The sequence below is a fragment of the Pseudomonas sp. HMSC066A08 genome (genome assembly GCF_001813025.1).
GTDB lineage: Bacteria > Pseudomonadota > Gammaproteobacteria > Pseudomonadales > Pseudomonadaceae > Pseudomonas > Pseudomonas aeruginosa.
Window position 1 is genome coordinate 24,913 of the sequence record NZ_KV811263.1, and the last position, 26,457, is coordinate 51,369.

Below are 26,457 nucleotides of genomic sequence, written 5' to 3' on the forward strand. Positions count from 1 at the left end.
CCCCGGCTCTGAACAGAATGCGGCCATCACGCAACCGCAGAACAAGAACGACCAGAGTCCGAGGAACCGAGCCATGACCGACCTGAATCGCACCGCCTTGCCCTCGCGCACGGACGGGATCGTGGAAAAGACCGACACCCTCGTCGTCGGCGCCGGCCAGGCCGGCGTGGCGATGAGCGAGCACCTGAGCCGGCTCGGCGTGCCGCACCTGGTCCTGGAGCGCAACCGCATCGCCGAGGCATGGCGCAGCGGACGCTGGGACTCGCTGGTGGCCAACGGCCCGGCCTGGCACGACCGCTTCCCGGGAATGGAATTCGACATCGATCCCGACGGTTTCCCCGGCAAGGACCAGGTGGCGGCCTATTTCGAGGCCTACGCGAAGAAATTCGACGCGCCGATCCGTACCGGCGTCGAGGTGAGGAAGGTGGTGCGCAATGTCGGCCGCCCCGGCTTCACCGTGGAAACCTCCGCCGGGACCATCGAGGCCAACCGCGTGGTCGCCGCCACCGGCCCGTTCCAGCGTCCGGTAATCCCGCCGATCGCGCCGCGCGACGAGCGTATCCGGCAGATCCACTCGGCCCACTACTACAACCCGCAGCAGTTGCCCGAAGGCGCGGTACTGGTGGTCGGCGCCGGTTCGTCGGGGGTACAGATCGCCGACGAGCTGCAACGTGCCGGGCGCCAGGTCTACCTTTCGGTGGGCGCCCATGACCGTCCGCCGCGTTCCTACCGCAACCGCGACTTCTGCTGGTGGCTGGGCGTGCTCGGCGAATGGGACGCGGAAGTCGCCAAGCCCGGCCGTGAGCATGTGACCATCGCCGTGAGCGGTGCCCGCGGCGGACATACCGTGGACTTCCGCGCCCTGGCGCATCAGGGCGTGACCCTGGTCGGACTGACCGAATCCTTCGTCGATGGCGTCGCGACCTTCCGGCCGGACCTGGCGGAGAACCTGGCGCGCGGCGACGAGAACTACCTGGCGTTGCTCGACGCCGCCGACGCCTATGTCGCCCGCAACGGCCTCGACCTGCCGGAAGAGCCCGAGGCGCGCCGCCGGCTGCCGGACCCGCAGTGCGTGACCGATCCGATCCTCGAACTGGACCTGGCCGAGGCCGGGGTGGGCAGCATCATCTGGGCCACCGGCTATGCCGTCGACTTCGGCTGGCTGCAGGTCGATGCCTTCGACCGCAACGGCAAGCCGCGCCACCAGCGTGGCGTGTCCAGCGAACCCGGCGTGTACTTCATCGGCCTGCCCTGGCTGTCGCGGCGCGGCTCCTCGTTCATCTGGGGCGTCTGGCACGACGCGCGCCATGTCGCCGACCACATCGCCATCCAGCGCAAGTACCTCGCATACCGCGACGCCGTCCAGCGCCAGGAGCAGGACCGCGCCTCGCAAGCTCCGCAAACCAGCCTCCAGGAAGTCAGCTGATGCCTACCCATACCCGTATTCGCATGTTCAACACCAAGGACACCTACCCCAACCAGTCCCTGGACAACGATCTCTGCCAGGCCGTGCGCGCCGGCAACACGGTGTACGTGCGCGGCCAGGTCGGCACCGACTTCGACGGCAACCTGGTCGGCCTCGGCGACCCGCGCGCCCAGGCCGAGCAGGCGATGAAGAACGTCAAGCAACTGCTGGAGGAAGCCGGCAGCGACCTCTCGCACATCGTCAAGACCACCACCTACCTGATCGATCCGCGCTACCGCGAGCCGGTCTATCGCGAGGTCGGCAAGTGGCTCAAAGGGGTGTTCCCGATCTCCACCGGACTGGTGGTCTCGGCCCTCGGCCAGCCGCAGTGGCTGATGGAGATCGACGTGATCGCGGTGATTCCCGACGACTGGCAGCAATGAGGAGGCGCGCGCCATGACCTTTTCCATCGTCGGCCGCTGTGCCGAAACCGGCCAGCTGGGCATCGCCATCAGCTCGTCGAGCATCGCCGTCGGCGCCCGTTGTCCCTGGCTGCGCGCCGGCACTGGCGCGGTGGCTACGCAGAACATCACCCTGCCGGCGCTCGGCCCGCAGATCCTCGACCGCCTCGACCAGGGCCTGGCCCCTGGCGAAGCGCTGGACCAGGCGCTGAGCAGCAACGGCTATGGGCAGTATCGCCAGGTCACGGTGATCGACCAGCACGGCCGCACCGCGTTGTTCACCGGCCGCGAGGCGCTCGGCGTCCACCATGCGCGGGCCGGCGAACAATGCGTGGCGGCCGGCAACCTGCTGGCCGCGCCGGAAGTGATCGAGGCGATGGTGGATGCCTTCGAGAACGCCGAAGGCCTGCTCGCCGAGCGCCTGCTGGCGGCGATGCGTGCCGCGCTGGCCGCTGGCGGCGAAGCCGGGCCGGTGCATTCGGCGGCGCTGTCGGTGGTCGGCGACCTGCTCTGGCCGGTGGTCGACCTGCGCGTCGACTGGGTCGAGCACGACCCCATCGGCCAGCTCGAGCGACTGTGGCTCGCCTACAAGCCGCAGATGCAGGACTATGTGACCCGCGCCCTCGACCCGACCCGTGCGCCGAGCTACGGCGTGCCCGGCGACGAGTGAGCGGGTCGTTCCCTTCCTCGACGGCGCAGCGCGAGACCTGCGCCCTGGAGTTCGACATGCCCGGCAGCCGCGACATCCTCGCCGACCTGGTGGCCTTCGACACCGTCAGCCGCGAGTCCAACCTGGCGCTGATCGACTACGTCCGCGACTACCTGGCGTGTTTCGGCGTCGACAGCGAACTGTTCTTCGATGCCGACGGCCGCAAGGCCAATCTCTATGCCACCATCGGCCCCAGCGACCGTGGCGGCGTCTGCCTTTCCGGGCATACCGACGTGGTGCCGGCGGACGGCCAGGCCTGGAGCGTGCCGCCGTTCCGGCTCAGCGAGCGCGATGGCCGCCTCTACGGGCGTGGCACGGCGGACATGAAGGGCTACCTGGCCTGCGTGCTGGCGGCCGTCCCGGCGTTCCTCGCCGCGCCGTTGCGCCTGCCGGTGCACCTGGCGTTCTCCTACGACGAGGAAGTCGGCTGCCTGGGCGTCCGTTCGCTGCTCGCGGCGCTGGAGCGGCGTCCGCACAAGCCGTTGCTGTGCATCATCGGCGAGCCCACCGAGCTGAAGCCGGTGCTCGGCCACAAGGGCAAGCTGGCCATGCGCTGCGAGGTGCACGGCGCGGCCTGCCATTCGGCCTACGCGCCGCAAGGGGTGAATGCCATCGAATACGCTGCGCGGCTGATCGGTCGCCTCGGCGAGATCGGCGCGCGCCTGGCGGCACCGGAGCGCCACGACCGGCGTTTCGACCCGCCCTATTCGACGGTGCAGACCGGACTGATCCAGGGCGGCCGGGCGCTGAACATCGTGCCCGCCGAGTGCCGCTTCGACTTCGAGGTCCGCGCGCTGCCGGCGGACGACCCGCGACAGGTCGCCGAGGAACTCCGCGACTATGCCGAAAGCGAACTGCTGCCGCGGATGCGCGCGGTGGAGCGAAGTACCGATATCCGCTTCACGCCGCTATCGGCCTATCCCGGCCTGCTCACCGCAGACGACAGCCAGGCGGCGGAGCTGATCGGTCTGCTCAGCGGTTCGACGGATTTCTCCACCGTGGCCTTCGGCACCGAGGGCGGGCTGTTCCACCAGGCCGGTATCCCGGCGGTGATCTGCGGTCCCGGCAGCATGGACCAGGGCCACAAGCCGGACGAGTTCGTCAGCCTCGCTCAGCTCGAGGCGTGCGACGCCCTGCTGGCGCGCCTGGCGGCGTGGCTGCGGGAGCCTTGAGCGGCAGCACCGCGCGATCCTGGCTGGGACTGGCGGCGAAGCGTGCGCGGTAGCTGCGGGAGAAGTACGAAGGCGACTCGAAGCCGCAGGCCAGGCTCACCTGTAGCACGCTGAGGTCGGTCTGGCGCAGCAACTGGCGGGCCTTGTCCAGGCGCAGGCCGAGGTAGAAGTTCGAGGGCGTGTCGTCCAGGTGCACGCGGAACAGCCGTTCCAGCTGGCGGCGGGTGACCTGGATGCGCTCGGCCAGCTCCAGGGTGGTCAGTGGCGGCTCGGTATGCCGCTCCATCTCGCCGATCACCTGCACCAGCTTGCGGTTGCTCACGCCATAGCGGGTCGCCACCTGCAGGCGCTGGTGATCCTGGCGCGGGCGGATGCGGCCGAGCACGAACTGCTCGGAAACCTGCACCGCCAGTTGCGGGCCATGGGCCTGGGCGATCAGGTCGAGCATCAGGTCGATGGAGGCGGTGCCGCCGGCCGAGGTGATGCGCGGACCGTCGATCTCGAACAGCTCCTGGGTCACGCTCAGTTGCGGGTAGGACTCCTGGAAGGCGCCGATGGCCTCCCAGTGCAGGGTCGCGCGGCGCCCGTCGAGCAGACCGGCCTCGGCCAGCACCACGCTGCCGGTATCGATGCCGCCGAGGGTCACGCCGTTGCGGTCGAGCTTGCGCAGCCACTGCACCAGGGCCGGGGTGACCGCCCGCAGCGGCTCGAAACCGGCCACCACGAACAGCAGGTCGCCTTTCTTCAACGGCTCCAGCGCGCCGTCGCTGTTCACCGACATGCCATTGCTGGCCAGCACCGGGCCGCCGTCGGCGCTGAGCACGTGCCAGCGGTAGAGGTCGGCGTGGAAGCGGTTGGCCACTCGCAGTGGCTCCACGGCGGAAACGAAGCCCATTACCGAGAAGCCGGGCAGCAGCAGAAACCAGAAGTCCTGGGACATGGGGCGCTCCGGGGTCGAGGTTGCGCAGCCTGTGTGTAGCGCAGGCCCGCCGCGCTTGGCAATGGCCAGGTCGCTGCAGTGCAAGAGCTGGTCGCCGCAGTGCGCTTCGCCGCCATCCCGGCTGCGTACCTTGGTCGCCAGGGCCGGTCTCGCAAGGGGCCGGCGCCCACCTCGCAGAAAAACAATCAATAGCCGCACGAGGGGAGACCGATGAAGACGACGATTCGCCAGCTGGGCTGTGCCCTGCTGATCCTGGCCAGTGGCGCCGCCCTGGCCGCAGAACCCGAGCAGTGCCGCACAGTGCGCCTGGGCACGGTGAACTGGACCGACGTGGTCGCCAGCAGCGCCGTGGCCGAAGCCTTGCTCGATGGCCTGGGCTACCAGGTGAAGCAGACCAGCGCCTCGCAACAGATCGTCCTGGCCGGCCTGGCCGACAAGCAGCTGGACCTGTTCCTCGGCTACTGGCAACCGACCATGCAGCCGGTCGCCAGGCCTTACCTGGACAAAGGCCGGATCGAAGTGATCGAGCCGCCGACCCTGGCCGACGCGCAGTCCACCTATGCGGTGCCTAGCTACGTCGCCGAGGGCGGGCTGAAGACCTTCGCCGACATCGCCCGCTTCAAGGACAAGCTTGGCGGCCGCATCTACGCCATCGAGCCGGGCAGCGGCTCGAACCGCATCACCCGGAAGATGATCGACGACAACCGTTTCGGCCTGAAGGGCTTCCAACTGGTGGAGTCCAGCGAGGCCGGGATGCTCACGGCGGTGAAGCGGGCGATCAAGCGCAAGCAGTGGGTGGTGTTCTTCGGCTGGAAGCCGCATCCGATGAACCTGCAGATCGACATGACCTACCTCACCGGCAGCGAGGATGTGTTCGGTCCCGACGAAGGCGCGGCCACCGTCTCCACCATGACCGCCGCCGGCTACCAGGCGCAGTGCGGCAACGTCGCCCGGCTGCTGCACAACCTGCGCTTCAGCAGCGCACAGGTCAGCCAGGTGATGGCACCGATCCTCGATCGCACCCAGCCCCTCGACGCCGCGCGCCAGTGGCTGAAGGCCAACCCCGAGCCACTGAAGGCCTGGCTGGATGGCGTGAGCACCTTCGACGGCAAGGACGGCCTGGCCGCGCTCCAGGCCTCGCTGAAGTAATCCGCACCTATCCGTTCCGCCCGGCGCGGCCGGGCGGGGCTTCGTACACCCGAATACAGGAAGCTACCACCGTGAACCATGAAGTCATCGTCACCTGCGCGGTGACCGGCGCCGGCGATACCGTCGGCCGGCATCCGGCGATCCCGGTCACCCCGAAACAGATTGCCGAGGCCGCCATCGAGGCGGCCAGGGCCGGCGCCACCGTCGCCCACTGCCACGTCCGCGATCCCGCCACCGGCAAGCCCAGCCGCGACGTGGCGCTGTACCGCGAAGTGGTCGAGCGTATCCGCGAAAGCGACACCGACGTGATCATCAACCTCACCGCCGGCATGGGCGGCGACCTGGAGATCGGCAAGGGCGAGCGGCCCCTGGAGTTCGGTGCCGGCACCGACCTGGTCGGCCCGCTGGAGCGGCTCAGGCATGTCGAGGAGCTGCTGCCGGAAATCTGCACCCTGGACTGCGGCACCCTCAATTTCGGCGACGGCGACTACATCTACGTCTCCACCCCTGCGCAGCTGCGCGCCGGCGCCCGGCGCATCACCGAGCTGGGGGTCAAGGCCGAGCTGGAGATCTTCGATACCGGCCACCTCTGGTTCGCCAAGCAGATGCTCAAGGAAGGGCTGCTGGAGGATCCGCTGTTCCAGATCTGCCTGGGCATTCCCTGGGGCGCGCCGGCCGATACCACGACCATGAAGGCGATGGCCGACAACCTGCCGCCGGGGGCGACCTGGGCCGGCTTCGGCATCGGCCGCACGCAGATGCCGATGGTCGCCCAGGCCATGTTGCTGGGCGGCAACGTACGGGTCGGCCTGGAGGACAACATCTGGCTGGACAAGGGCGTGCCGGCGAGCAACGGCAGCCTGGTGGAGCGCGCCATCGAGATCATCGAGCGCCTCGGCGGGCGCGCCCTGAGCCCGGCGGAAGGGCGCCGCAGGATGAACCTGAAGCCGCGCTGATTTCTTCCTCCCCGCCCCGTTGGGGGCGGGAACAACATCTGGAGATGTCCATGTCCTTCGTCACCGAGATCAAGACCTTCGCCGCCCTCGGTAGCGGCGTCATCGGCAGCGGCTGGATCGCCCGCGCCCTGGCCCACGGCCTCGACGTCGTCGCCTGGGATCCGGCGCCGGGCGCCGAAGCGGCGTTGCGCGCGCGCGTCGCCAATGCCTGGCCGGCCTTGCGGAAACAGGGCCTGGCGCCCGGCGCGGCGCAGGAGCGCCTGCGCTTCGTCGCGAGCATCGAGGAATGCGTGGGCGACGCCGATTTCATCCAGGAGAGCGCCCCCGAGCGGCTCGACCTGAAGCTCGACCTGCACGCCAGGATCAGCGCCGCGGCGCGGCCCGACGTGCTGATCGGTTCGTCTACCTCGGGCCTGCTGCCCAGCGAGTTCTACGCCGAGGCGAGCCACCCCGAGCGCTGCCTGGTCGGCCACCCCTTCAATCCGGTCTACCTGCTGCCGCTGGTGGAGGTGGTCGGCGGCGAACGCACCGCTGTCGAGGCCGTGCGGGCGGCGATGCGGGTCTACGAGTCGCTGGGCATGCGTCCGCTGCACGTACGCAAGGAAGTGCCCGGCTTCATCGCCGACCGCTTGCTCGAGGCGCTCTGGCGCGAGGCGCTGCACCTGGTCAACGACGGCGTGGCCACGACCGGCGAGATCGACGATGCGATCCGCTTCGGCGCCGGCCTGCGCTGGTCGTTCATGGGCACCTTCCTGACCTACACCCTGGCCGGTGGCAACGCCGGCATGCGCCACTTCATGGCGCAGTTCGGTCCGGCGCTGCAACTGCCCTGGACCTACCTGCCGGCGCCGGAACTCACCGAGGCCCTGATCGACCGGGTGGTGGAGGGCACCGCCGAGCAGCAGGGCGCGCGCAGCATCGCCGAGCTCGAGCGCTACCGCGACGACTGCCTGCTGGCGGTGCTCGGGGCGATCAGGGAAACCAAGGCCCGGCACGGCTTCGCCTTCGCCGAGTGACATGACGCGCCTTCCGTCCCGCCGGGCGGAGCGCAACCACGGAGCCTGCCATGAGCCAAGCCCTGACGACCTACGAAACGCCGGTCCTGTCCGAGTGGGTGGACTACAACGGCCACTTGCGCGATGCCTTCTACCTGCTGGTGTTCAGCTACGCCACCGATGCGCTGATGGCGCATATCGGCCTGGACAGCCAGAACCGTGACGCCAGCGGACACTCGCTGTTCACCCTGGAATGCCACCTGAACTTCCTCCATGAGGTGAAGGAGGGCGCCAGGGTCGAGGTGCGCACGCAACTGCTCGGTCACGATCGCAAGCGCCTGCATATCCACCATGCCCTGTACCTGCCTGGAAACGGGCAGGCGCTGGCGCTGAGCGAGCAGATGCTGCTCCACGTCAGCCTCGACGGCCCGCGCTCGGTACCGTTCGAAGGCGAGGTGCTGGCGCGGGTCGAGGCGCTCGCCGAGACACATCGCGCGCTCCCCGTGCCGGAAGGCGTCGGTCGGGTGATCGGCCTGCCGCCGGTGCGCTGAGCGCGATGGCTGCGAAGTATCCGCTGTCTCCGGCGATGTGGCGCTTCGTCGAGCACAGCCGGGCGTTCGCCAGCGACAGTCCGCGCCTGGATGCGCAACGTGCGGCCTACGCGCGGATGTGCAAGGCGTTCGCGCCGCCGCGGCCGGCCGGTTTGCGGGTGCTCGACTCCTGTTTGCCGGCCGCGCCGCCGGTGCGCGTGCGCCGCTATCGCCCCGACCGCCCGGCACCGCCCGGCGGCTGGCCGGCGCTGCTCTACCTGCACGGTGGCGGCTGGATGCTCGGTGGCCTCGATTCACACGATTTCATCTGCGCCGACCTGGCGGCACGCCTGGGCCTGCTGGTGCTGGCGGTGGATTACCGACTGGCGCCGGAGCATCCGTTCCCGGCGGCATTGCAGGATTGCCTGCGTGCCTGGCAGGCGCTGAGCCTGGGCGAGCTGGACGAAGCGCTGGATGGGCGACGCCTGCTGGTAGCCGGCGACAGCGCCGGCGGCAACCTGGCGGCGGCGCTGTGCCTTGCCCTGCGCGATGGCGGCGCGCCGTCGCCGGCCGCGCAGATATTGCTCTATCCCTTGCTGTCCGCCGCGCCATCGCCCTCGCGGATCGACTGCGTCGACGCCCCGTTGCTCGGCCTCGGCGATGTGCAGGCGTGCCTGGACGCCTACCTGCCGCTGGCGGCGCTGCACCGACAGCCGCTGGCGCTGCCGCTGGAGGCCGCCGATTTCACTGGCCTGCCGCCGGCCTTCGTGGCGGTCGCCGAATTCGATCCGCTGCGCGACGATGGCGAGCGCTATGGCGCAGCGCTACGCGCGGCGGGTGGCGAGGCAGGGTTCTATCCGGGAAGCGGACTGGTCCATGGCTGCCTGCGCGGCCACGGCATCGACGAGGTGGAGGCCCTGCACGAGGCCTTGCGGCGGGCCGTGCAGGGCTTCCTGGCGGAGGACTCAGGCGAGCGCCAGGCGGGTGAGGAATCCACCGCCGAGCACCAGCCAGGCGAATAGCAGTGCGGCCAGCAGCAGCGGCTTGAGGCCGGCGCGGCGGATCGCCGAGAGGTGCGTGCCGAGGCCGAGGCCGGCCATCGCCATGGCCAGGAGGAAGGTGTCGAGGTCGTTGACGTGGCTGACCAGCGCCGGCGGCAGGCTGACCAGCGAGTTGAGCCCGGCGACCAGTACGAAGCCGACGGCGAACCAGGGAATGGCGATCTTGGTCGCGCCGCTGTGCTGCCGGCGGTGCGCCTTGTCGCGTGCCAGCCAGGCCGAGAGCAGGATCAGGAAGGGCGCCAACATCATTACCCGGACCATCTTGGCGATCACCGCGGTATCCGCTGCCTCGATGCCGATCGAGCGACCCGCGGCGACCACCTGGGCCACCTCGTGCACCGTGGCACCGATGTACACGCCCCAGGTGCCAGGGTCGCGCGGTAGCAGCCCCCAGACCTGGTCGAACTGGAACAGCGCCGGATAGAGGAAGATGCCCAGGGTGCCGAACACCACCACGGTGGAGACCGCCACCGCGACCTGTTCGGCACGGCCGCGCACCACCGGCTCGGTGGCCATCACCGCGGCGGCGCCGCAGATCGAACTGCCGGCGCCGATCAGCAGGGTGGTGGTGCGGTCCAGGCCGAACAGCCGGGTGCCGAGCAGGCACGCCAGGCCGAAGGTGCTGGCGAGCATCAGGGCGTCCAGCAGCACGCCGTGCAACCCGACGCCGGCGATGTCCTGGAAGGTCAGGCGCAGGCCGTAGAGGATGATCCCGGCGCGCAGCAGGATCTGCTTGGAGAAGCCGACGCCGGCGGCGCTGCCGGCGGCGATCCGAGGGTACAGGGTGTTGCCGACGACGATGCCGAGCACGATGGCCAGGGTCAGCGCGCTGATGCCGTTGTGCTGCAACCATTGCGAACGACCCAGGAGGATCGCCACGCCGGCCAGGGCGGCGCTGAGCAGCAGGCCGGGGATGAGTTTCTGGACCTGGGCCAGGGGTCTGGTACCGGTCTTGACGGGGAGGGTGTGCATCCTTCGCTCCTCAGGTGAGGTCACGGGACGCAGGTTAGGTAGCGGGCATGAATTTGTGAAACGAATAGTTTCTGTATTAAATACCTGAAAAACAGGTAGGTGAGTCCATGGCCCTCAGTTTCCGTCAACTGCAGATCTTCTGTGCGGTGGCTCGCTGCGGCAGTACCACGGCGGCGGCGGAATCCATCTCGCTGTCGCAGTCGGCCACCAGCGCCGCGCTCAACGAGCTGGAGTCGCAGCTTTCCACGCGCCTGTTCGACCGGGTAGGCAAGCGCCTGCAACTGAACGAAGTCGGCCGCCGCTTCCTGCCCCAGGCATTGCGCCTGCTCGACGGGGTGGCGCAACTGGAGCAGCAGTTCGCGGTTTCCGCCGCGCCCCAGGCGAGCCTGACGGTGGCGGCCAGCAGCACCATCGGCAACTACGTGCTGCCGCGCCTGCTGGCCTCCTTCGAGCGCGAGCAGCCGGGCGTGAGGGTCAACGCCAGCATCGGCAACACCGGTTCGGCGGTGCAGGACGTGGTGACCTTCGCGGCGGACATCGGCCTCATCGAAGGCCCCTGCCACGAGCCGGGCCTGCGGGTGGAGCCCTGGCTCGAGGACAGCCTGATCGTGGTGGCGGCGCCCGGCCACCCGCTGGCCTCGCGCACCCAGGTCTCCCGCGAGGCCCTGCGCCGGGCGCGCTGGTTGCTGCGCGAGCCCGGCTCGGGCACGCGCGAGGAGGTCAGCCACGCCCTGCTGGGCCACCTGCATTACCTGGAAGACAGCCTGGACCTGGGCAGCTCCGAGGCGATCAAGCACAGCGTCGCCGCCGGGCTGGGCATCAGTTGCCTGTCGCGCTGGGTGGTCGAGGAACAGTTGGCCTCCGGCGCGCTGGTCGAACTGCGCAGCAGCCTGCCGCCGTTGTGCCGGCGCTTCTACATGCTGCGCCAGCGCGACAAGTTCCTCTCGCCGGGCTTCGAGCGTTTCTGGGAACACTGTCGGGCGGGACTCGGCGCCGGCTAGCCGGCTTCCGGCAAAAAAATCCCCCTGCCGCGCCCGACGCGCGGAGGGGGATGAAAAAGGAGCCAGGAACGGCCCTCAGTGTGAGTCTGGCGTTTTCCGGAAGCCGTCCGCTGCATTCCGCAAGCCGCTGGAGGCGATTGTGGCGGTGTCGCTGGCGGTCGAATTAGCCGAAAACGACCTGTCCATGCCCAGGCGGGACAGCCCCCTTGCCGGGAGCGGCGCGGGCTCCGCAGAATCGCCGCAGACACCCAGCGAAGGAGCTGCCGCGATGATGCACGCCGATCTGATCGACCAGGACGATTTCCGCGAACGCCTGCAGGCGCTGGGCTTCAGTGTGCCGCCGGAGGCGACCCCGGAGCAGGCCTGCGAATACGCCGTGCGCGGCCTCAGCCCGGAGCGCGCCCAGGCGCTGCGGCGGCTGGTGGAGGACATGCTCGGCGGGCACGCCACGCTGCTCCCGGCGGTACGCGAGGCGATTTCCCGGCAACTGCTGCCGGCGCTGGTGCCGCGGGGCTGATAAGGCCCTGCCCGCTCCCGTGGACGGGGCGGGCAGGGACGCGCCGTCAGATCCGCACGCTGGCGAAGGTCGACTCGCCCTGCGCCTGGCTCAGGGCCGACAGCGCCGAGGAGTTGGGCATCAGCGCCAGGTCCTGCGGGATCGGCATCAACACCACCGGCTGGCCCAGCGGCTGACCCTGGCGCTCGTCGCGCGGCGGGATGCCGAAGTACTCGCGGTAGCACTTGGAGAAGTGCGGGGTGGAGACGAAGCCGCAGACCGAGGCCACCTCGATGATCGACATGGACGTCTGCTTGAGCAACTGGCGGGCGCGGATCAGGCGCAGCTTCAGGTAGTAGCGCGACGGCGAGCAGTGCAGGTACTTCTGGAACAGCCGCTCGAGCTGGCGACGCGAGACGTTGACGTAGACCGCCAGTTCGTCGAGGTCGATCGGTTCCTCCAGGTTGGCCTCCATCAGCGCGACGATCTCCTGCAACTTCGGCTGGTTGGTGCCGAGCATGTGCTTGAGCGGCACGCGCTGGTGGTCCTGCTCGTTGCGGATGCGCTCGTAGATGAACATCTCGGAGATCGCCGCCGACAGCTCGCGGCCATGCTCGCGGCCGATCAGATGCAGCATCATGTCCATCGGCGCGGTGCCGCCGGAAGAGGTGAAGCGGTTGCGGTCGATGGAGAACAGGCGGGTGCTCATGGCCACCCGGGGGAAGGCTTCCTGCATCGCCGCCAGGCATTCCCAGTGCACGCTGCAATCGTAGCCGTCGAGCAGGCCGGCGCGGGCCAGCGCCCAACTGCCGGTGCACACCGCACCGAGGCGCCGACCCTGGCGGGCCTGGGCCTGGAGGAAAGTGACGTGCTCGCGGGTGACGCTGCGCTGGATGCCGACGCCGCCGCAGACGATCACGCAATCCACCGCCGGGGCGTTGTCGGTACCGGCGTCGGGGGTGATCTGCAGGCCGTCGCTGGCCCAGACCTGGCGGCCGTCCAGGCTAAGCGTATGCCAGCGGTAGAGTTCGCGTCCCGAGAGCTGGTTGGCCATGCGCAACGGTTCCACCGCCGAGGCCAGGGAGATCAGGGTGAAGTTGTCCAGCAGCAGGAAGCCGATGGACTGCGGATTTCGGTTCTGTGGCGGGACTCCGGGCGCGTACGTGGTCATGGGTGTATCTCCTCACGCTGAGCAAGCAGGCCTCTCACGAGGCTTTTTTTATGATTGTTGGAATTTCCGGGTGGCTGCTTGGGCCACGCCGTCGGCGTTGCTTGTAACCAGAGCAAGGCAAATGCCATGCCTATATTGATTGGGCGTTCAATCAAAAAAGCCGGAAGGCTTTAGCCCGGTATTTCCACTCGGGCCTGGCACAACGACAGCATGGGCGACGGCTGGCGGCGCGCCGCGCGCCTGGGCATTTCGGTAGCACCAGGGCAGCCCCCGGCGAGAAGGCGGGGCAACGGCCGTGGCGACAAAGGTAACGACGGGCGGCGAGCCGTTACCCCGCAGTGTGACGGATGGCGACCGCTCGGTCACGCGCCATATGCGCCAAAAAGTGGCGTCTCGATCGTTTCGTGAGCAATTCCGGTTCAGCACTCGATGGCGTTCACCGCCAGGCCCCCGCGCGAGGTTTCCTTGTACTTGTCGTGCATGTCGGCGCCGGTGTCGCGCATGGTGCGGATCACCTTGTCCAGCGAGATGAAATGCTGGCCGTCGCCGCGCAAGGCCATTTGCGCCGCGTTGATGGCCTTCACCGCGGCGATCGCGTTGCGCTCGATACAGGGCACCTGGACCAGCCCGCCGACCGGGTCGCAGGTCAGCCCGAGGTTGTGCTCCAGGCCGATCTCGGCGGCGTTCTCGACCTGCGCCGGGGTGGCGCCGAGGACTTCCGCCAGCCCGGCGGCGGCCATCGCGCAGGCCGAGCCGACCTCGCCCTGGCAGCCGACCTCGGCACCGGAGATCGAGGCGTTCTTCTTGCACAGGATGCCCACCGCGGCGGCGGCCAGCAGGTAGTCGACGACGTCGCGGTCCTGGGCGTCGGGATTGAACTTCATATAGTAGTGCAGCACCGCCGGGATGATCCCTGCCGCGCCATTGGTGGGCGCGGTGACCATGCGCCCGCCGGCGGCGTTCTCCTCGTTCACCGCCAGGGCGAACAGGTTGACCCATTCCATGGCGCTGAGGGTCGAGCCGATCACGTTGGGCTTGCCGATCTCCTGCAGGTTGCGGTGCAGGCGCGCGGCGCGGCGTTGCACGTTGAGCCCGCCGGGAAGGATGCCTTCGTTGCGCAACCCGTTGTCGACGCAATCGCGCATCGCCTGCCAGATGCGCCGCAGGCCTTCGCGGATGTCGGTCTCGCTGCGCCAGATGCGTTCGTTGGCCAGCATCAGCTCGGATACCCGCAGGTTGTGGCGCTTGCACAGCAGCAACAGTTCCTCGGCGCTGGAGAAGTCGTAGGGCAGCACCGTGTGGTCCTGGTCGAGCTGCCCCGAGGCGGCCTGTGCCGCATCGACCACGAAGCCGCCGCCCACCGAGTAGTAGGTCTCCTGGTGCAGTTCGTCTTGCTCGCCGTAGGCGACCAGGGTCATGGCGTTGGGGTGGTAGGGCAGGTTCTCGTCGAGCAGGCGCATGTCGCGCACCCAGTCGAACGGTACCGGTACGCGGCCGTCCAGTTGCAGCAGGCCGCTATCGAGCAGCGCGGCCATGCGCGGGGCGATCTGGGTCGGGTCGATACGATCCGGCCATTCGCCCATCAGGCCCATGATCACCGCGCGATCGGTGCCGTGGCCGACGCCGGTGGCGGACAGCGAGCCATACAGGCGCACTTCGAGACGCCGCACCGCCGACAGCGCCTGGCGTTGGCGCAGGGCAGCGGTGAACAGCGCGGCGGCGCGCATGGGGCCGACGGTATGCGAACTGGACGGGCCGATACCGATCTTGAAAAGGTCGAACACACTGATAGCCATGCCGGCCTCCGGGATTGCCGCGGCATCCGTGCCTGCGTAGTGGGGGTGGCGGCTCCTCCGCCCGCGATTCCTGCGCATCATCGGGCTTTCCCTGGGGCGGGCCGCATCCGCCACCGACCCGGCCATGTCCAAAAGCGCCGCGTCCGCGGCCGGATCGGGGAACCTCTGCGGCCGAGGGGCGTCTGCACCTGCACGGCGTCGGAATGAGAACGGGCTCGCGCCGCTCCGAAAACGGCATCCGCTGGTCGCCGGCAAAGACCACTATGATTGAATGCGACACAGCGGGTACTGAATGCGACCCCGCCTGCACTGGTTGCGACCCACCCTGTAGGCGACGGATGCGTCCTGTTTCATGATCGTTCACGAATTGCCCGCTGAGGGCCGCTACCGGTCGGCCCGATACAGACAGACCGCCGCGCCCTTCGGGGTAGCGCCGGCGCCTTACCCTGCAGAGGAGTTCGCTATGAAAGGTTGCAAGTCTTGGCTGCTGGCCGTGTCTCTGTGCGCACCGCTGGCAGCCCAGGCCGCGGAGCCCGAATCCTGTGCGTCGGTGCGTTTCGCCGACGTCGGCTGGACCGACATCACAGTGACCACCGCGGTCACCCGCCAGGTCCTCGAGTCCCTCGGCTACAAGACCAAGGTCAATCTGCTCTCGGTGCCGGTGACCTACCGCTCCCTGGCCAACAACGACCTCGACGTATTCCTGGGCAACTGGATGCCCACCATGACCAACGACATCAAGCAGTACGCCGAGAAAGGCACGGTCGAGACGCTGCGCGCCAACCTGGAGGGCGCCAAGTACACCCTGGCGGTTCCCCAGTACGTCTACGACGGCGGCCTGCGCAGCTTCGCCGATATCGCGAAGTTCTCCGACAAGCTGGGCAACAAGATCTACGGCATCGAACCGGGCAACGACGGCAACCGCGTCGCCCAGAGCATGATCGACAAGAACGCCTTCGAACTGGGCAAGTTCAAGTTGGTGGAATCCAGCGAGGCGGGCATGCTCTCGCAGGTGCAGCGGGCCATCCGGCGCAACCAGTGGGTGGTGTTCCTCGGCTGGGAGCCGCACCCCATGAATACCCGCTTCCAGATGAAGTACCTGGAAGGCGGCGACGACTTCTTCGGCCCCAACTATGGCGGCGCGACCATCTACACCAACGTGCGCAAGGGCTACGCCCAGGAGTGCGCCAACGTCGGCCAACTGCTGAAGAACCTCAGCTTCACCCTCGAGATGGAGAACAAGCTGATGGACGCGGTACTCAACGAAAACAAGAAACCCGAGGAAGCCGCTAAGGCCTGGTTGAAGGATCACCCGGAACAGCTGGATGCCTGGCTGGCCGGTGTCACCACCCGCGACGGGCAGCCTGCCGCAGCCGCGGCCAAGCTGGCGTTCGCCAAGTAGGCGACCGGTCGTTCATTTCCCGCTCTTGATGGACCCTGATTATGTTCCTGACTGATCACAAGCTCCCGCTGGGAGAGCAGATCGCCGGTTTCGTCGACTGGCTGACCCTGCATGGCGCATCGTTCTTCGACAAGATCTCCGACACCCTGGAGTTCCTCATCCATGGCGTCACCAACGGCTTGCTCTGGTTCAACCCGCTGGTGCTGATCGCCTTGCTGGTAGGGCTGGTGCATTTCATCCAGCGCAGCTGGGGGCTGACCGTGTTCGCCCTGGCCTCGTTGCTGCTGATCCTCAACCTGGGCTACTGGCAGGAGACCATGGAAACCCTCGCCCAGGTGATATTCGCCACCCTGGTGTGCATCGCCGTGGGCGTGCCGCTGGGCATCGTCGCCGCGCACAAGCCGTGGTTCTACACCGCGCTGCGGCCGCTGCTGGACCTGATGCAGACGGTGCCGACCTTCGTCTACCTGATCCCGACCCTGACCCTGTTCGGCCTCGGCGTGGTACCGGGCCTGATCTCCACGGTGATCTTCGCCGTCGCCGCGCCGATCCGCCTGACCTGCCTGGGTATCCAGGACGTTCCGGCGGAGCTGCTCGACGCCGGCAAGGCCTTCGGCTGCTCGCGCTGGCAACTGCTGACGCGCATCGAGCTGCCGCACGCGATGCCGAGCATCGCCGCCGGCATCACCCAATGCATCATGCTCTCCCTGTCGATGGTGGTGATCGCCGCGCTGGTCGGCGCCGATGGCCTCGGCAAGCCGGTGGTGAACGCGCTGAACACCGCCGACATCTCCCTCGGCTTCGAAGCCGGCCTGGCCATCGTCCTGCTCGCCATCCTGCTCGACCGGGTGTGCAAGCAGCGCGCCGTGAAGGGGAAATAAGCCATGACCGCGATCCGATTCGACCATGTGGACGTCATCTTCGGTACCCACACCAAGGAAGCCCTGAAGCTCCTCGACCAGGGCCTCGGCCGCGCCGAGATCCTCAAGCGCACCGGCCAGGTGCTCGGCGTCGAGGACGCCTGCCTGGACGTCAACCGCGGCGAGATCTGCGTGCTGATGGGACTTTCCGGCTCCGGCAAGTCGAGCCTGCTGCGCTGCATCAACGGCCTGAACAAGGTCAGCCGCGGCAAGCTGCTGATCGAGCACGAAGGTTCGCAGGTGGACATCGCCAACTGCTCGCCGGCGACCCTCAAGGCCATGCGTACCAAGCGCATCGCCATGGTGTTCCAGAAGTTCGCCCTGATGCCCTGGCTGACGGTGGCCGAGAACGTCGGCTTCGGCCTGGAGATGCAGGGCCGCCCGGCCGCCGAGCGGAAGAAGCTGATCGACGAGAAGCTCGAGCTGGTCGGTCTCTCGCAGTGGCGCGACAAGCGTCCCGACTCGCTCTCCGGTGGCATGCAGCAGCGCGTCGGCCTGGCTCGCGCGCTGGCGATGGATGGCGACATCCTGTTGATGGACGAACCGTTCTCCGCCCTCGACCCGTTGATCCGCCAGCAATTGCAGGACGAACTGCTGGTGCTGCAACGGCAACTGCACAAGACCATCGTGTTCGTCAGCCACGACCTCGACGAGGCGCTGAAGATCGGCACCCGCATCGCGATCATGAAGGACGGCCGGATCATCCAGCACGGCAAGCCGGAAGAGATCGTGCTGAGCCCGGCGGACGACTATGTGCGTACCTTCGTCGCCCATACCAACCCGCTCAACGTGCTGTGCGGCCAGAGCCTGATGCGTGGCCTCGACCAGTGCATCCGGCAGAACGACGAGATCTGCTTCGACCAGGGCCGCGACTGCTGGATCGGTCTCAGCGAAGGCGACGTGCTCAAGGGCGCGCGCCAGGGTAGCAACGTCATCGACCTGCAACGCTGGCGCCAGGGCGACCCGGTGGAGAAGCTGCGCCGCGAACCGACCCTGGTGGATGTCAGCATCCGTATGCGCGATGCCCTGCAGATTCGCTACCAGACCGGCCACAAGCTGGTCCTTCAGGAGCAGGACAGGGTGGTCGGAGTGCTCGGCGACAGCGAGCTGTATCACGCGTTGCTGGGCAAGAACCTCGGCTGATCCCCCACGGCCCACTCGGGACCGCTGCGAATGCCCGGCGCTGCCGGGCATTCGCGTTTACCCTCCGCGCTTTTTCCGTCTGTTCTTCCTTTCGCACGCTCCCGCGCGCCGTTTCCTACGGCATGCGCCGGGCGACCGGGAGGCAGAAAAGAAAGGCCCGGCGTTTCGCCGGGCCAAGTACGCACCTGATTGGAGAGGGCGCCCTGGCGGCGCCGGGTTCAGGCCTGGGGCTGGGTTGGCGCCGGCACCGGCTGGTAGGTGCGGCGGTCGCCGACCTGGGCCTCGTAGTCGGCGCGCATGGCCTTGTGCAGGCCGAACATGAACAGGATCAGCACCGCCGAGAACGGCAGCCCGGCGAGCACCACGACGGTTTGCATCGCCGTGAAGTTGCCGGCGAACAGCAGACCGATGGTGACTAGCGTGACGACGGCCGACCAGAGGATACGCAGCCAGTTCGGCGCGTCCTCGTCCAGTTCGCCGCCGCTGCGAGAGAGATTGGCCAGCATCACCGAGCCGGAATCCGCCGGGGTGAGGAACAGCACGAAGCCGACGAAGATCGACAGGCCGATGACGATCTTCGACAGCGGGTAGTGTTCCAGCAGCAGGTAGATCGACATCGACGGCTGTTCCAGCGCGGCCTTGCCCAGGTCGGTCGCGCCGTGGTTCATCACCAGGTCCAGGGCGCTGTTGCCGAATACCGACAGCCAGGCCAGGGTGAAGCCCAGCGGGATCAGCAGCACCCCGCAGACCAGTTCGCGCACGCTGCGACCGCGGGAGATGCGGGCGATGAACATACCGACGAAGGGCGCCCAGGAAATCCACCAGGCCCAGTAGAACAGGGTCCACAGGCCCAGCCATTCCTCGCTCTTGCCGGCGCCGGCACCGGTGTAGACGTAGAGGTCGAAGGTCTTCAGCACCAGGCCGTCGAGATAATCGCCGAGGTTCTGTACGAAGCCGTTGAGCAGTTCCAGGGTCGAACCGCAGACCAGCACGAACAGCAGCAGCGAGCTGAACAACACGATATTCAGGTTGGACAGCCGGCGGATGCCTTTCTCGACACCGGAGACCGCCGCCAGGGTGGCGACCAGGCTCATCGCCAGGATCACCGCCAGCAGGGTGCCTTTGTTGTGCGGCATGCCGGTCAGGTACTCGAGACCGGACGACACCTGCAAGGCGCCGATGCCCAGGTTGGTCACCAGCCCGAGAAGGGTGACGAAGATGCCGAAGCAATCCACCGCGTGGCCCGCGGCGCCTTTCACCCAGCGCTCGCCGAGGATCGGATAGAGCGCCGAGCGCAACGCCAGCGGCTGGCGATGGCGATAGGCGAAATAACCGACGGCGAGTCCGACCAGGGCATAGATCGCCCAGCCGTGCAGGCCCCAGTGGAGGAAGGTCAGTTGCAGCGCCTGGCGCGCCGCCTGAGGGCTGCCGGGAATGCCTTCGGGCGGGTGGTAGAGGTGGTCGATCGGCTCGGATGCGGCGAAGTAGAGCAGCGAGATGCCGATCCCGGAGGAGAACAGCATGCCGGCCCAGGCGCCGTAGCTGAAGTCCGGCTTTTCATGTTCCTCGCCGAGCTTGAGGGTGCCGAAGCGCGAGAAGGCCACCCAGGCGACGAAGAACAGGTAGGCGCCGATGGCCAGCATGTAGTACCAGCCGAAGCTGTGCGACAGCCACGCCTGGATGCGGCCGAGCAAGGCTCCGGCGCTGTCGGGATAGAGGATGAGGGCGGCGGTCAGAACCAGGATCAGTGCGGTCGAGCCGAAGAACACGATCGGATTCAGACGTACCTGCTCGTTTGTTTTTATTGGCGAAGCAGTACTCATTGGAGGATGACCCCATGGCAGTGAAAGCATGGCGGCTTATGGCCGCGGACTACAGACACAGCATTGCCACCCCACTTGAAGCCCGGATTCTGCGATCCTTGGCGGACTTCGGCGACGAGGTGATGAACGGCGCGGGCCAGGTTGCACGCAGGCTGGGAGCCGCTCATGGACGCCGAGCTTATTCTTAGTTGATTGAACGTTCAATAAAAACAAAATAGACTGGCCACCAATGACGTCGGTCGGTGCCCGCACGCACCCATCGACGAGAGGAGATAGCAATGCCCAAGGTCGGTATGCAGCCCATCCGCCGCTCGCAACTGATTCACGCCACCCTGGAGGCGGTCGATCAGGTCGGCATGGGAGACGCCAGCATCGCCCTGATAGCCCGCCTGGCGGGTGTTTCCAACGGCATCATCAGCCACTACTTCCAGGACAAGAACGGCTTGCTGGAAGCGACCATGCGGCACCTGCTCAGCGCCTTGAGCAAGGCCGTACGCGAACGCCGCGCGGCGCTCTACGACGACAGTCCGAGGGCGCACCTGCGAGCGATCGTCGAAGGCAACTTCGACGACAGCCAGGTCAATGGTCCGGCGATGAAGACCTGGCTGGCGTTCTGGGCGACCAGCATGCACCAGCCGGCACTGCGTCGATTGCAGCGGGTCAACGACCATCGCCTGTATTCGAACCTGTGCTACCAGTTCCGCCGCCAGCTCTCGGCGGACGACGCCCGCGCCGCGGCACGCGGCCTGGCGGCGCTGATCGACGGCCTGTGGTTGCGTGGCGCGCTGACCGGCGACGCCTTCGATACCGACGAGGCCCTGAACATCGCTTACGACTACCTCGACCAGCAGTTGGCAAAACAGTCGGGGTAGGGACGAAAACCCCCGCGGCGCCGCCTTGCGCCTGCGATACCGATAAGAGAGGACTGCAACATGGCCCGATTCGAAGAACAGAAGCTCTACATTGGCGGTCGCTACGTGGAGGCCAGCAGTGGCGCCACCTTCGAGACCATCAACCCGGCCAACGGCGAAGTGCTCGCCAAGGTCCAGCGGGCTTCCAGGGAAGACGTCGAGCGGGCCGTGCAGAGCGCCGTCGAGGGGCAGAAGGTGTGGGCGGCGATGACCGCCATGCAGCGCTCGCGCATTCTCCGTCGCGCCGTCGACATCCTCCGCGAGCGCAACGACGAACTGGCCGCCCTGGAAACCCTGGATACCGGCAAGCCGCTGGCGGAAACCCGCTCGGTGGACATCGTCACCGGCGCCGACGTGCTCGAGTACTACGCCGGCCTGGTCCCGGCCATCGAAGGCGAGCAGATTCCCCTGCGCGAAACCAGTTTCGTCTACCCCCGCCGCGAGCCGCTGGGCGTGGTCGCCGGCATTGGCGCCTGGAACTACCCGGTGCAGATCGCCCTGTGGAAATCCGCCCCGGCCCTCGCTGCCGGCAACGCAATGATCTTCAAGCCCAGCGAGGTCACCCCGCTGACCGCCCTCAAGCTGGCCGAGATCTACACCGAGGCCGGCGTGCCGGACGGCGTGTTCAACGTGCTCACCGGCAGCGGACGCGAAGTCGGCCAGTGGCTGACCGAGCACCCGCTGATCGAGAAGATCTCCTTCACCGGCGGCACCTCCACCGGCAAGAAAGTCATGGCCAGTGCTTCCAGTTCGTCGCTGAAGGAAGTGACCATGGAGCTGGGCGGCAAGTCCCCGCTGATCATCTTCCCCGACGCGGACCTCGACCGCGCCGCCGACATCGCCGTCATGGCCAACTTCTTCAGCTCCGGCCAGGTCTGCACCAACGGCACCCGGGTGTTCATCCACCGTTCCCAGCAGGCCCGCTTCGAAGCCAAGGTACTGGAGCGCGTGCAGCGCATCCGTCTCGGCGACCCGCAGGACGAGAACACCAACTTCGGCCCGCTGGTCAGCTTCCCGCACATGGAAAGCGTGCTCGGCTACATCGAGTCCGGCAAGGCGCAGAAGGCTCGCCTGCTGTGCGGCGGCGAGCGTGTGACCGATGGGGCGTTCGGCAATGGCGCCTACGTCGCGCCGACCGTGTTCACCGATTGCAGCGACGACATGGCCATCGTCCGCGAGGAAATCTTCGGGCCGGTGATGAGCATCCTGGTCTATGACGACGAAGACGAGGCGATCCGCCGTGCCAACGATACCGAGTACGGCCTCGCCGCCGGCGTCGTGACCCAGGACCTGGCCCGCGCCCACCGCGCCATCCATCGCCTGGAAGCCGGCATCTGCTGGATCAATACCTGGGGCGAGTCGCCGGCGGAAATGCCAGTCGGCGGTTACAAGCAATCCGGTGTCGGTCGCGAGAACGGTCTCACCACCCTGGCTCATTACACTCGCATCAAGTCCGTGCAAGTGGAGCTGGGCGACTACGCCTCGGTGTTCTGAGCCTCGACGCAGCGCTCGACCCCCTAACCAGGCCGGTCCCAGGCAACGCTCCCTGACACCGGCCATTCCGAACTTCCAGACACCGGCGCGCCAGCGTCGCGGCCGGTGTCATGCCGAGAAAAGAGGAAGGCCTGCATGTCCCAGGAATTCGACTACATCATCATCGGAGCCGGCTCTGCCGGTAACGTACTCGCTACCCGCCTCACCGAAGACGCCGACGTCAGCGTCCTGCTGCTCGAAGCCGGCGGTCCCGACTACCGCTTCGACTTCCGCACCCAGATGCCGGCCGCCCTTGCCTTCCCGTTGCAGGGACGGCGCTACAACTGGGCCTACGAGACCGACCCCGAGCCCTACATGAACAACCGCCGCATGGAGTGCGGTCGCGGCAAGGGCCTGGGCGGCTCCTCGCTGATCAACGGCATGTGCTACATCCGCGGCAACGCCCTGGACTTCGACGGCTGGGCCAAGGAGCCGGGCCTCGAGGACTGGAGCTACCTCGACTGCCTGCCGTACTTCCGCAAGGCGGAAACCCGGGACATCGGTCCCAACGACTACCATGGCGGCGACGGCCCGGTCAGCGTGACCACGCCGAAGGCCGGCAACAACCCACTGTTCCATGCGATGGTCGAGGCCGGCGTGCAGGCCGGCTACCCGCGAACCGATGACCTCAACGGCTACCAGCAGGAAGGCTTCGGCCCCATGGACCGGACCGTCACCCCGGAAGGCCGTCGCGCCGCCACCGGGCGCGGCTACCTGGACCAGGCCCGCGGCCGGCCCAACCTGACTATCGTCACCCACGCCCTGAGCGACCGCATCCTGTTCAGCGGCAAGCGCGCCATCGGCGTCTCCTATCTGGTGGGCAACGGCGACAACCCGGTCACCGCCCACGCCCGCCGCGAAGTATTGGTATGCAGCGGCGCGATCGCCTCGCCGCAATTGCTGCAACGCTCCGGCGTCGGCCCGGCGGCTCTGCTGCGCGACCTAGACATCCCGGTAGTGCATGACCTGCCGGGCGTTGGCGCCAACCTGCAGGATCACCTGGAGCTCTACCTGCAGTACGCCTGCAAGCAGCCGGTGTCGATCTACCCGGCGACCAAATGGTGGAACCAGCCGGCCATTGGCGCCCAATGGCTGTTCCTCGGCAAGGGGCTCGGCGCCAGCAACCAGTTCGAGGCCGGCGGCTTCATCCGAACCCGCGAAGCGTTCGAATGGCCGAACATCCAGTTCCATTTCCTCCCGGTGGCGATCAACTACAACGGCAGCAAGGGCGTGCAGGAGCACGGCTTCCAGGCGCACATGGGCTCGATGCGCTCGCCGAGCCGCGGGCGCATCCACCTGAAGTCCAGGGACCCGCGCCAGCATCCGAGCATCCTGTTCAACTACATGTCCCACGAGCAGGACTGGCAGGAGTTCCGCGACGGCATCCGGCTGACCCGCGAGATCATGAACCAGCCGGCGCTGGACCCCTATCGGGGCCGCGAGTTGAGCCCAGGGGTGAACGTGCAGTCGGACGCCGAACTCGACGAGTTCATCCGCAACCATGCTGAGACCGCTTTCCACCCATCCTGCTCGTGCAAGATGGGCAGCGACGACATGGCGGTGGTCGATGGCCAGGGACGGGTCCATGGCATGGAAGGACTGCGAGTGGTGGATGCGTCGATCATGCCGCTGATCATCACCGGCAACCTCAATGCCACCACCATCATGATGGCCGAGAAGATCGCCGACAGGATCCGCGGTCGCCAGCCGCTGCCGCGCAGCACGGCGAAGTACTACGTGGCCGGGGATGCGCCGGTACGCGGCAACCCCGTGCGGGCCTGAGGAACGCGCAAACAAGAACGCCGGCGATAGCCGGCGTTCCTGCGTCTAGCCCCGGCGTGGCGGGACCGGGCGGGTGCGCCCGCTGCCATCGATGGCGACGAACACGAACACCGCCTCGGTGACTTTGCGCCATTCGCTGGACAGCGGGTCGTCGCTCCACACCTCGACCAGCATGCGGATCGAGCTGCGGCCGACTTCCAGGGTCTGGGTATAGAAGGAAAGCTGGGCTCCTACCGCGACCGGCACCATGAAGGCCATGCGGTCGATGGCGACGGTGGCGATACGGCCGCCGGCGATCTTGCTGGCCATGGCGGTTCCCGCCAGGTCCATCTGGGATACCAGCCAACCGCCGTAGATATCGCCGAAACCGTTGGTTTCGCGCGGCAGCGCGGTAATCTGCAAGGCCAGGTCTCCCTGGGGAATGGGGTCTTCTTGTTCAAGCTCGATCATAGGTAAGGGCCTCGTGCCCCCCGGATTTCTTGTTCAAGCGCGGTTTAGGGGAAAACTCTCCCAAAACGCCTGCCGGTGCAAGGTCTTGGGACAGCTTTCAGAGGCGCCCGGGCATTATATAGAGGAGTAGGGCGGCCGACGACCGCCCGGTTCTCTCTTCGACCGACTGTGTGGACATTCTTCGATTTGCTATGGTTTCGCTCCTGCGTCCCCGGGTCGCAGGTCGACACGCCTGCCGGTCGAACCCCGCTCATGCTTGCTGAACGAATAAAGAGAACAATCCCGACATGCCATCCGCGAATGCTCCCGAGGCGCCGGCCCAGCGTCCATTGACCCGCAGCGACTACAAGACCCTGTCCCTCTCCGCCCTGGGGGGAGCGCTGGAGTTCTACGACTTCATCATCTTCGTGTTCTTCGCCACCGTGGTCGGCAAGCTGTTCTTCCCGGCGGACATGCCGGAATGGCTGCGTCAGCTGCAAACCTTCGGCCTGTTCGCCGCCGGCTACCTGGCGCGGCCGCTGGGCGGCGTGATCATGGCCCACTTCGGCGACCTGCTCGGGCGCAAGCGCATGTTCACCCTGAGCATCTTCATGATGGCGGTGCCGACCCTGATCATGGGCCTGCTTCCGACCTACGCGCAGATCGGCATCTGGGCGCCCCTGGCGCTGCTCCTGCTGAGGGTGATCCAGGGCGCCGCGATTGGCGGGGAGGTGCCGGGGGCCTGGGTCTTCGTCGCCGAGCATGTACCGGCACGGCATGTCGGTTATGCCTGCGGGACGCTGACTTCCGGCCTGACGGCGGGCATCCTGCTGGGCTCGCTGGTGGCTACTGCGATCAATAGCTTCTATGGCGCGACAGAAGTGCAGGACTATGCCTGGCGGATTCCCTTCCTGCTCGGCGGGGTGTTCGGCCTGTTCTCGGTCTATCTGCGCCGCTGGCTGCACGAGACGCCGGTATTCGCCGAGCTGCAGCAGCGCAAGGCACTGGCAGAGGAAGTGCCGTTGAAAGCGGTGGTCCGCGATCATCGTGGCGCCGTCCTGGTGTCGATGCTGCTGACCTGGGTGCTGTCGGCCGCGATCGTGGTGGTCATCCTGATGACACCTACCGTGCTGCAGAGCGTATACGGCTTCGATGCCGCCACGGCGCTCAAGGCCAACAGCCTGGCGATCGTCTGCCTGACCCTTGGCTGCGTCGTCGCCGGGCGTATGGCGGATCGTTTCGGCGCGGGGCTGACTTTCGTTGCCGGTAGCGTGCTGCTGGCGCTGGTGTCCTGGAGCTTCTACGGCAGCCTCAAGGCCCACCCGGACTGGCTCTTTCCTTTATATGCACTGACCGGCTTCTTCGTCGGCATCGTCGGCGCCGTTCCCTACGTGATGGTCAATGCGTTCCCACCGGTGGTGCGTTTCTCCGGCCTGTCCTTTTCCTACAACCTGGCCTACGCCATCTTCGGTGGGCTGACGCCGATGGCGGTGGCCCTGCTGCTCAAGCAGAGCCCGATGGGGCCGGCTTACTACGTGGTGACTCTGTGCCTGGTCGGCTTCCTCGTCGGGCTCTACCTGCTGGCGCAGAAAAAGCCGGCTGGCGAGGCGGTTTCGGTGGGGTGAAAGCGGTTCCGGCGGTTATTTGAATTATTTTTGAAATAAACGTTGACGCCAGTTTCTATCTCCCTATAATGCGCA

24 protein-coding genes are annotated in these 26,457 nt (G+C 67.3%); 18 read left to right on the forward strand and 6 right to left on the reverse strand.

What is annotated here, in order from left to right; all coding sequences use genetic code 11:
- Positions 1-73: 73 nt before the first annotated feature.
- From HMPREF2886_RS04345 to argE, 4 genes are read left to right on the forward strand one after another with little or no spacing between them, the layout of a single operon-like run.
- Positions 74-1,426 carry a flavin-containing monooxygenase gene (locus HMPREF2886_RS04345; RefSeq protein ID WP_052151879.1) on the forward strand — a complete coding sequence of 451 codons (1,353 nt, stop codon included), beginning with the start codon at positions 74-76 and terminating at the stop codon, positions 1,424-1,426.
- Positions 1,426-1,848 (forward strand): RidA family protein, encoded by a 423-nt coding sequence (locus tag HMPREF2886_RS04350; RefSeq protein ID WP_003096732.1) that lies wholly within the window; start codon positions 1,426-1,428, stop codon positions 1,846-1,848. The genes HMPREF2886_RS04345 and HMPREF2886_RS04350 overlap by 1 nt, the downstream gene beginning before the upstream one ends.
- Before the next feature lie 13 nt (positions 1,849-1,861).
- Positions 1,862-2,536, forward strand: a complete 675-nt coding sequence (locus HMPREF2886_RS04355) for a DUF1028 domain-containing protein (protein WP_033978532.1) — start codon at positions 1,862-1,864, stop codon at positions 2,534-2,536.
- Positions 2,537-2,592: 56 nt separating this feature from the next.
- On the forward strand, positions 2,593-3,747 hold the full coding sequence (gene argE, locus HMPREF2886_RS04360) for an acetylornithine deacetylase (protein WP_070746849.1): 1,155 nt from the start codon (positions 2,593-2,595) through the stop codon (positions 3,745-3,747).
- Here argE and cdhR read toward each other — a convergent pair.
- Positions 3,677-4,687 (reverse strand): HTH-type transcriptional regulator CdhR, encoded by a 1,011-nt coding sequence (gene cdhR, locus HMPREF2886_RS04365; protein WP_033972258.1) that lies wholly within the window; start codon positions 4,685-4,687, stop codon positions 3,677-3,679. The genes argE and cdhR overlap by 71 nt on opposite strands.
- Before the next feature lie 210 nt (positions 4,688-4,897).
- Here cdhR and HMPREF2886_RS04370 point away from each other — a divergent pair, with 210 nt between their 5' ends.
- From HMPREF2886_RS04370 to HMPREF2886_RS04390, 5 genes are all read left to right on the forward strand, one after another.
- The gene (locus tag HMPREF2886_RS04370) at positions 4,898-5,836 is read left to right on the forward strand and encodes a choline ABC transporter substrate-binding protein (RefSeq protein WP_003096718.1); all 939 of its coding nucleotides are present in this window, start codon (positions 4,898-4,900) and stop codon (positions 5,834-5,836) included.
- Positions 5,837-5,907: 71 nt separating this feature from the next.
- Entirely contained in the window at positions 5,908-6,792 is an 885-nt protein-coding gene (locus HMPREF2886_RS04375; RefSeq protein WP_033972265.1) for a 3-dehydrocarnitine:acetyl-CoA trimethylamine transferase CdhC, read from the forward strand.
- 50 nt (positions 6,793-6,842) lie between these two features.
- Entirely contained in the window at positions 6,843-7,808 is a 966-nt protein-coding gene (locus HMPREF2886_RS04380; protein WP_003106031.1) for an L-carnitine dehydrogenase, read from the forward strand.
- A gap of 50 nt (positions 7,809-7,858) precedes the next feature.
- Complete coding sequence (locus HMPREF2886_RS04385; protein WP_033972276.1) at positions 7,859-8,338, forward strand: thioesterase family protein; 480 nt, start codon at positions 7,859-7,861, stop codon at positions 8,336-8,338.
- A gap of 5 nt (positions 8,339-8,343) precedes the next feature.
- On the forward strand, positions 8,344-9,339 hold the full coding sequence (locus HMPREF2886_RS04390; protein WP_033972277.1) for an acylcarnitine hydrolase: 996 nt from the start codon (positions 8,344-8,346) through the stop codon (positions 9,337-9,339).
- Here HMPREF2886_RS04390 and HMPREF2886_RS04395 read toward each other — a convergent pair.
- Positions 9,283-10,350 (reverse strand): YeiH family protein, encoded by a 1,068-nt coding sequence (locus tag HMPREF2886_RS04395; RefSeq protein ID WP_057388730.1) that lies wholly within the window; start codon positions 10,348-10,350, stop codon positions 9,283-9,285. The two genes, HMPREF2886_RS04390 and HMPREF2886_RS04395, sit on opposite strands and share 57 nt — an antisense overlap.
- 107 nt (positions 10,351-10,457) lie before the next feature.
- Between HMPREF2886_RS04395 and HMPREF2886_RS04400 the strand changes: the two genes are divergently transcribed.
- Positions 10,458-11,351: a LysR family transcriptional regulator gene (locus HMPREF2886_RS04400; RefSeq protein ID WP_070746851.1), complete on the forward strand. Its 894-nt coding sequence runs from the start codon at positions 10,458-10,460 to the stop codon at positions 11,349-11,351.
- 268 nt (positions 11,352-11,619) lie between these two features.
- The gene (locus HMPREF2886_RS04405; RefSeq protein ID WP_033972281.1) at positions 11,620-11,868 is read left to right on the forward strand and encodes a hypothetical protein; all 249 of its coding nucleotides are present in this window, start codon (positions 11,620-11,622) and stop codon (positions 11,866-11,868) included.
- 46 nt (positions 11,869-11,914) lie between these two features.
- On the opposite strand, the gene HMPREF2886_RS04410 is transcribed toward HMPREF2886_RS04405, so the two are convergent.
- Both HMPREF2886_RS04410 and HMPREF2886_RS04415 read right to left on the reverse strand, forming a co-directional pair.
- Entirely contained in the window at positions 11,915-13,018 is a 1,104-nt protein-coding gene (locus tag HMPREF2886_RS04410; RefSeq protein ID WP_003096699.1) for a choline metabolism transcriptional regulator GbdR, read from the reverse strand.
- Between the two features lie 419 nt (positions 13,019-13,437).
- Positions 13,438-14,814 (reverse strand): L-serine ammonia-lyase, encoded by a 1,377-nt coding sequence (locus HMPREF2886_RS04415; protein WP_033972282.1) that lies wholly within the window; start codon positions 14,812-14,814, stop codon positions 13,438-13,440.
- A gap of 463 nt (positions 14,815-15,277) precedes the next feature.
- Here HMPREF2886_RS04415 and HMPREF2886_RS04420 point away from each other — a divergent pair, with 463 nt between their 5' ends.
- The 3 genes from HMPREF2886_RS04420 to choV are packed head-to-tail and all read left to right on the forward strand — an operon-like array spanning position 15,278 to position 18,279.
- Complete coding sequence (locus HMPREF2886_RS04420; RefSeq protein ID WP_003104841.1) at positions 15,278-16,216, forward strand: choline ABC transporter substrate-binding protein; 939 nt, start codon at positions 15,278-15,280, stop codon at positions 16,214-16,216.
- Positions 16,217-16,257: 41 nt separating this feature from the next.
- Positions 16,258-17,097, forward strand: a complete 840-nt coding sequence (gene choW, locus HMPREF2886_RS04425; RefSeq protein WP_003096692.1) for a choline ABC transporter permease subunit — start codon at positions 16,258-16,260, stop codon at positions 17,095-17,097.
- 3 nt (positions 17,098-17,100) lie between these two features.
- Positions 17,101-18,279, forward strand: coding sequence for a choline ABC transporter ATP-binding protein (gene choV, locus HMPREF2886_RS04430; RefSeq protein WP_003096690.1), 1,179 nt, complete (start codon positions 17,101-17,103; stop codon positions 18,277-18,279).
- Between the two features lie 218 nt (positions 18,280-18,497).
- Here the strand turns inward: choV and HMPREF2886_RS04435 are convergent, their stop codons facing one another.
- A complete protein-coding gene (locus HMPREF2886_RS04435; RefSeq protein WP_039027442.1) occupies positions 18,498-20,048 on the reverse strand; it encodes a BCCT family transporter in 1,551 nt (516 codons plus the stop codon).
- Between the two features lie 332 nt (positions 20,049-20,380).
- Between HMPREF2886_RS04435 and betI the strand changes: the two genes are divergently transcribed.
- The 3 genes from betI (at position 20,381) to betA (ending at position 24,328) form a co-directional block, all read left to right on the forward strand.
- A complete protein-coding gene (gene betI, locus HMPREF2886_RS04440; protein ID WP_003096684.1) occupies positions 20,381-20,974 on the forward strand; it encodes a transcriptional regulator BetI in 594 nt (197 codons plus the stop codon).
- Positions 20,975-21,034: 60 nt separating this feature from the next.
- A complete protein-coding gene (betB, locus tag HMPREF2886_RS04445; RefSeq protein WP_070746853.1) occupies positions 21,035-22,507 on the forward strand; it encodes a betaine-aldehyde dehydrogenase in 1,473 nt (490 codons plus the stop codon).
- Between the two features lie 135 nt (positions 22,508-22,642).
- On the forward strand, positions 22,643-24,328 hold the full coding sequence (gene betA / locus HMPREF2886_RS04450; RefSeq protein ID WP_003136284.1) for a choline dehydrogenase: 1,686 nt from the start codon (positions 22,643-22,645) through the stop codon (positions 24,326-24,328).
- A gap of 45 nt (positions 24,329-24,373) precedes the next feature.
- Here betA and HMPREF2886_RS04455 read toward each other — a convergent pair whose 3' ends face one another.
- Positions 24,374-24,778 carry an acyl-CoA thioesterase gene (locus HMPREF2886_RS04455; RefSeq protein WP_003096677.1) on the reverse strand — a complete coding sequence of 135 codons (405 nt, stop codon included), beginning with the start codon at positions 24,776-24,778 and terminating at the stop codon, positions 24,374-24,376.
- Between the two features lie 287 nt (positions 24,779-25,065).
- On the opposite strand from HMPREF2886_RS04455, the gene HMPREF2886_RS04460 reads away from it, so the two are divergent.
- Positions 25,066-26,382: an MFS transporter gene (locus tag HMPREF2886_RS04460; protein WP_070746855.1), complete on the forward strand. Its 1,317-nt coding sequence runs from the start codon at positions 25,066-25,068 to the stop codon at positions 26,380-26,382.
- Positions 26,383-26,457: the final 75 nt, after the last annotated feature.

What these genes read in the sequence shown, in the direction of transcription:
- HMPREF2886_RS04345 (WP_052151879.1), top strand. Translation starts at nt 74, where the DNA reads ATGACCGACCTGAATCGCACCGCCTTGCCCTCGCGCACGGACGGGATC.
- HMPREF2886_RS04350 (WP_003096732.1), top strand. Translation starts at nt 1,426, where the DNA reads ATGCCTACCCATACCCGTATTCGCATGTTCAACACCAAGGACACCTAC.
- HMPREF2886_RS04355 (WP_033978532.1), top strand. Translation starts at nt 1,862, where the DNA reads ATGACCTTTTCCATCGTCGGCCGCTGTGCCGAAACCGGCCAGCTGGGC.
- argE (WP_070746849.1), top strand. Translation starts at nt 2,593, where the DNA reads ATGCCCGGCAGCCGCGACATCCTCGCCGACCTGGTGGCCTTCGACACC.
- cdhR (WP_033972258.1), bottom strand. Translation starts at nt 4,687, where the DNA reads ATGTCCCAGGACTTCTGGTTTCTGCTGCTGCCCGGCTTCTCGGTAATG.
- HMPREF2886_RS04370 (WP_003096718.1), top strand. Translation starts at nt 4,898, where the DNA reads ATGAAGACGACGATTCGCCAGCTGGGCTGTGCCCTGCTGATCCTGGCC.
- HMPREF2886_RS04380 (WP_003106031.1), top strand. Translation starts at nt 6,843, where the DNA reads ATGTCCTTCGTCACCGAGATCAAGACCTTCGCCGCCCTCGGTAGCGGC.
- HMPREF2886_RS04385 (WP_033972276.1), top strand. Translation starts at nt 7,859, where the DNA reads ATGAGCCAAGCCCTGACGACCTACGAAACGCCGGTCCTGTCCGAGTGG.
- HMPREF2886_RS04390 (WP_033972277.1), top strand. Translation starts at nt 8,344, where the DNA reads ATGGCTGCGAAGTATCCGCTGTCTCCGGCGATGTGGCGCTTCGTCGAG.
- HMPREF2886_RS04395 (WP_057388730.1), bottom strand. Translation starts at nt 10,350, where the DNA reads ATGCACACCCTCCCCGTCAAGACCGGTACCAGACCCCTGGCCCAGGTC.
- HMPREF2886_RS04400 (WP_070746851.1), top strand. Translation starts at nt 10,458, where the DNA reads ATGGCCCTCAGTTTCCGTCAACTGCAGATCTTCTGTGCGGTGGCTCGC.
- HMPREF2886_RS04405 (WP_033972281.1), top strand. Translation starts at nt 11,620, where the DNA reads ATGATGCACGCCGATCTGATCGACCAGGACGATTTCCGCGAACGCCTG.
- HMPREF2886_RS04410 (WP_003096699.1), bottom strand. Translation starts at nt 13,018, where the DNA reads ATGACCACGTACGCGCCCGGAGTCCCGCCACAGAACCGAAATCCGCAG.
- HMPREF2886_RS04415 (WP_033972282.1), bottom strand. Translation starts at nt 14,814, where the DNA reads ATGGCTATCAGTGTGTTCGACCTTTTCAAGATCGGTATCGGCCCGTCC.
- HMPREF2886_RS04420 (WP_003104841.1), top strand. Translation starts at nt 15,278, where the DNA reads ATGAAAGGTTGCAAGTCTTGGCTGCTGGCCGTGTCTCTGTGCGCACCG.
- choW (WP_003096692.1), top strand. Translation starts at nt 16,258, where the DNA reads ATGTTCCTGACTGATCACAAGCTCCCGCTGGGAGAGCAGATCGCCGGT.
- choV (WP_003096690.1), top strand. Translation starts at nt 17,101, where the DNA reads ATGACCGCGATCCGATTCGACCATGTGGACGTCATCTTCGGTACCCAC.
- betI (WP_003096684.1), top strand. Translation starts at nt 20,381, where the DNA reads ATGCCCAAGGTCGGTATGCAGCCCATCCGCCGCTCGCAACTGATTCAC.
- betB (WP_070746853.1), top strand. Translation starts at nt 21,035, where the DNA reads ATGGCCCGATTCGAAGAACAGAAGCTCTACATTGGCGGTCGCTACGTG.
- betA (WP_003136284.1), top strand. Translation starts at nt 22,643, where the DNA reads ATGTCCCAGGAATTCGACTACATCATCATCGGAGCCGGCTCTGCCGGT.
- HMPREF2886_RS04455 (WP_003096677.1), bottom strand. Translation starts at nt 24,778, where the DNA reads ATGATCGAGCTTGAACAAGAAGACCCCATTCCCCAGGGAGACCTGGCC.
- HMPREF2886_RS04460 (WP_070746855.1), top strand. Translation starts at nt 25,066, where the DNA reads ATGCCATCCGCGAATGCTCCCGAGGCGCCGGCCCAGCGTCCATTGACC.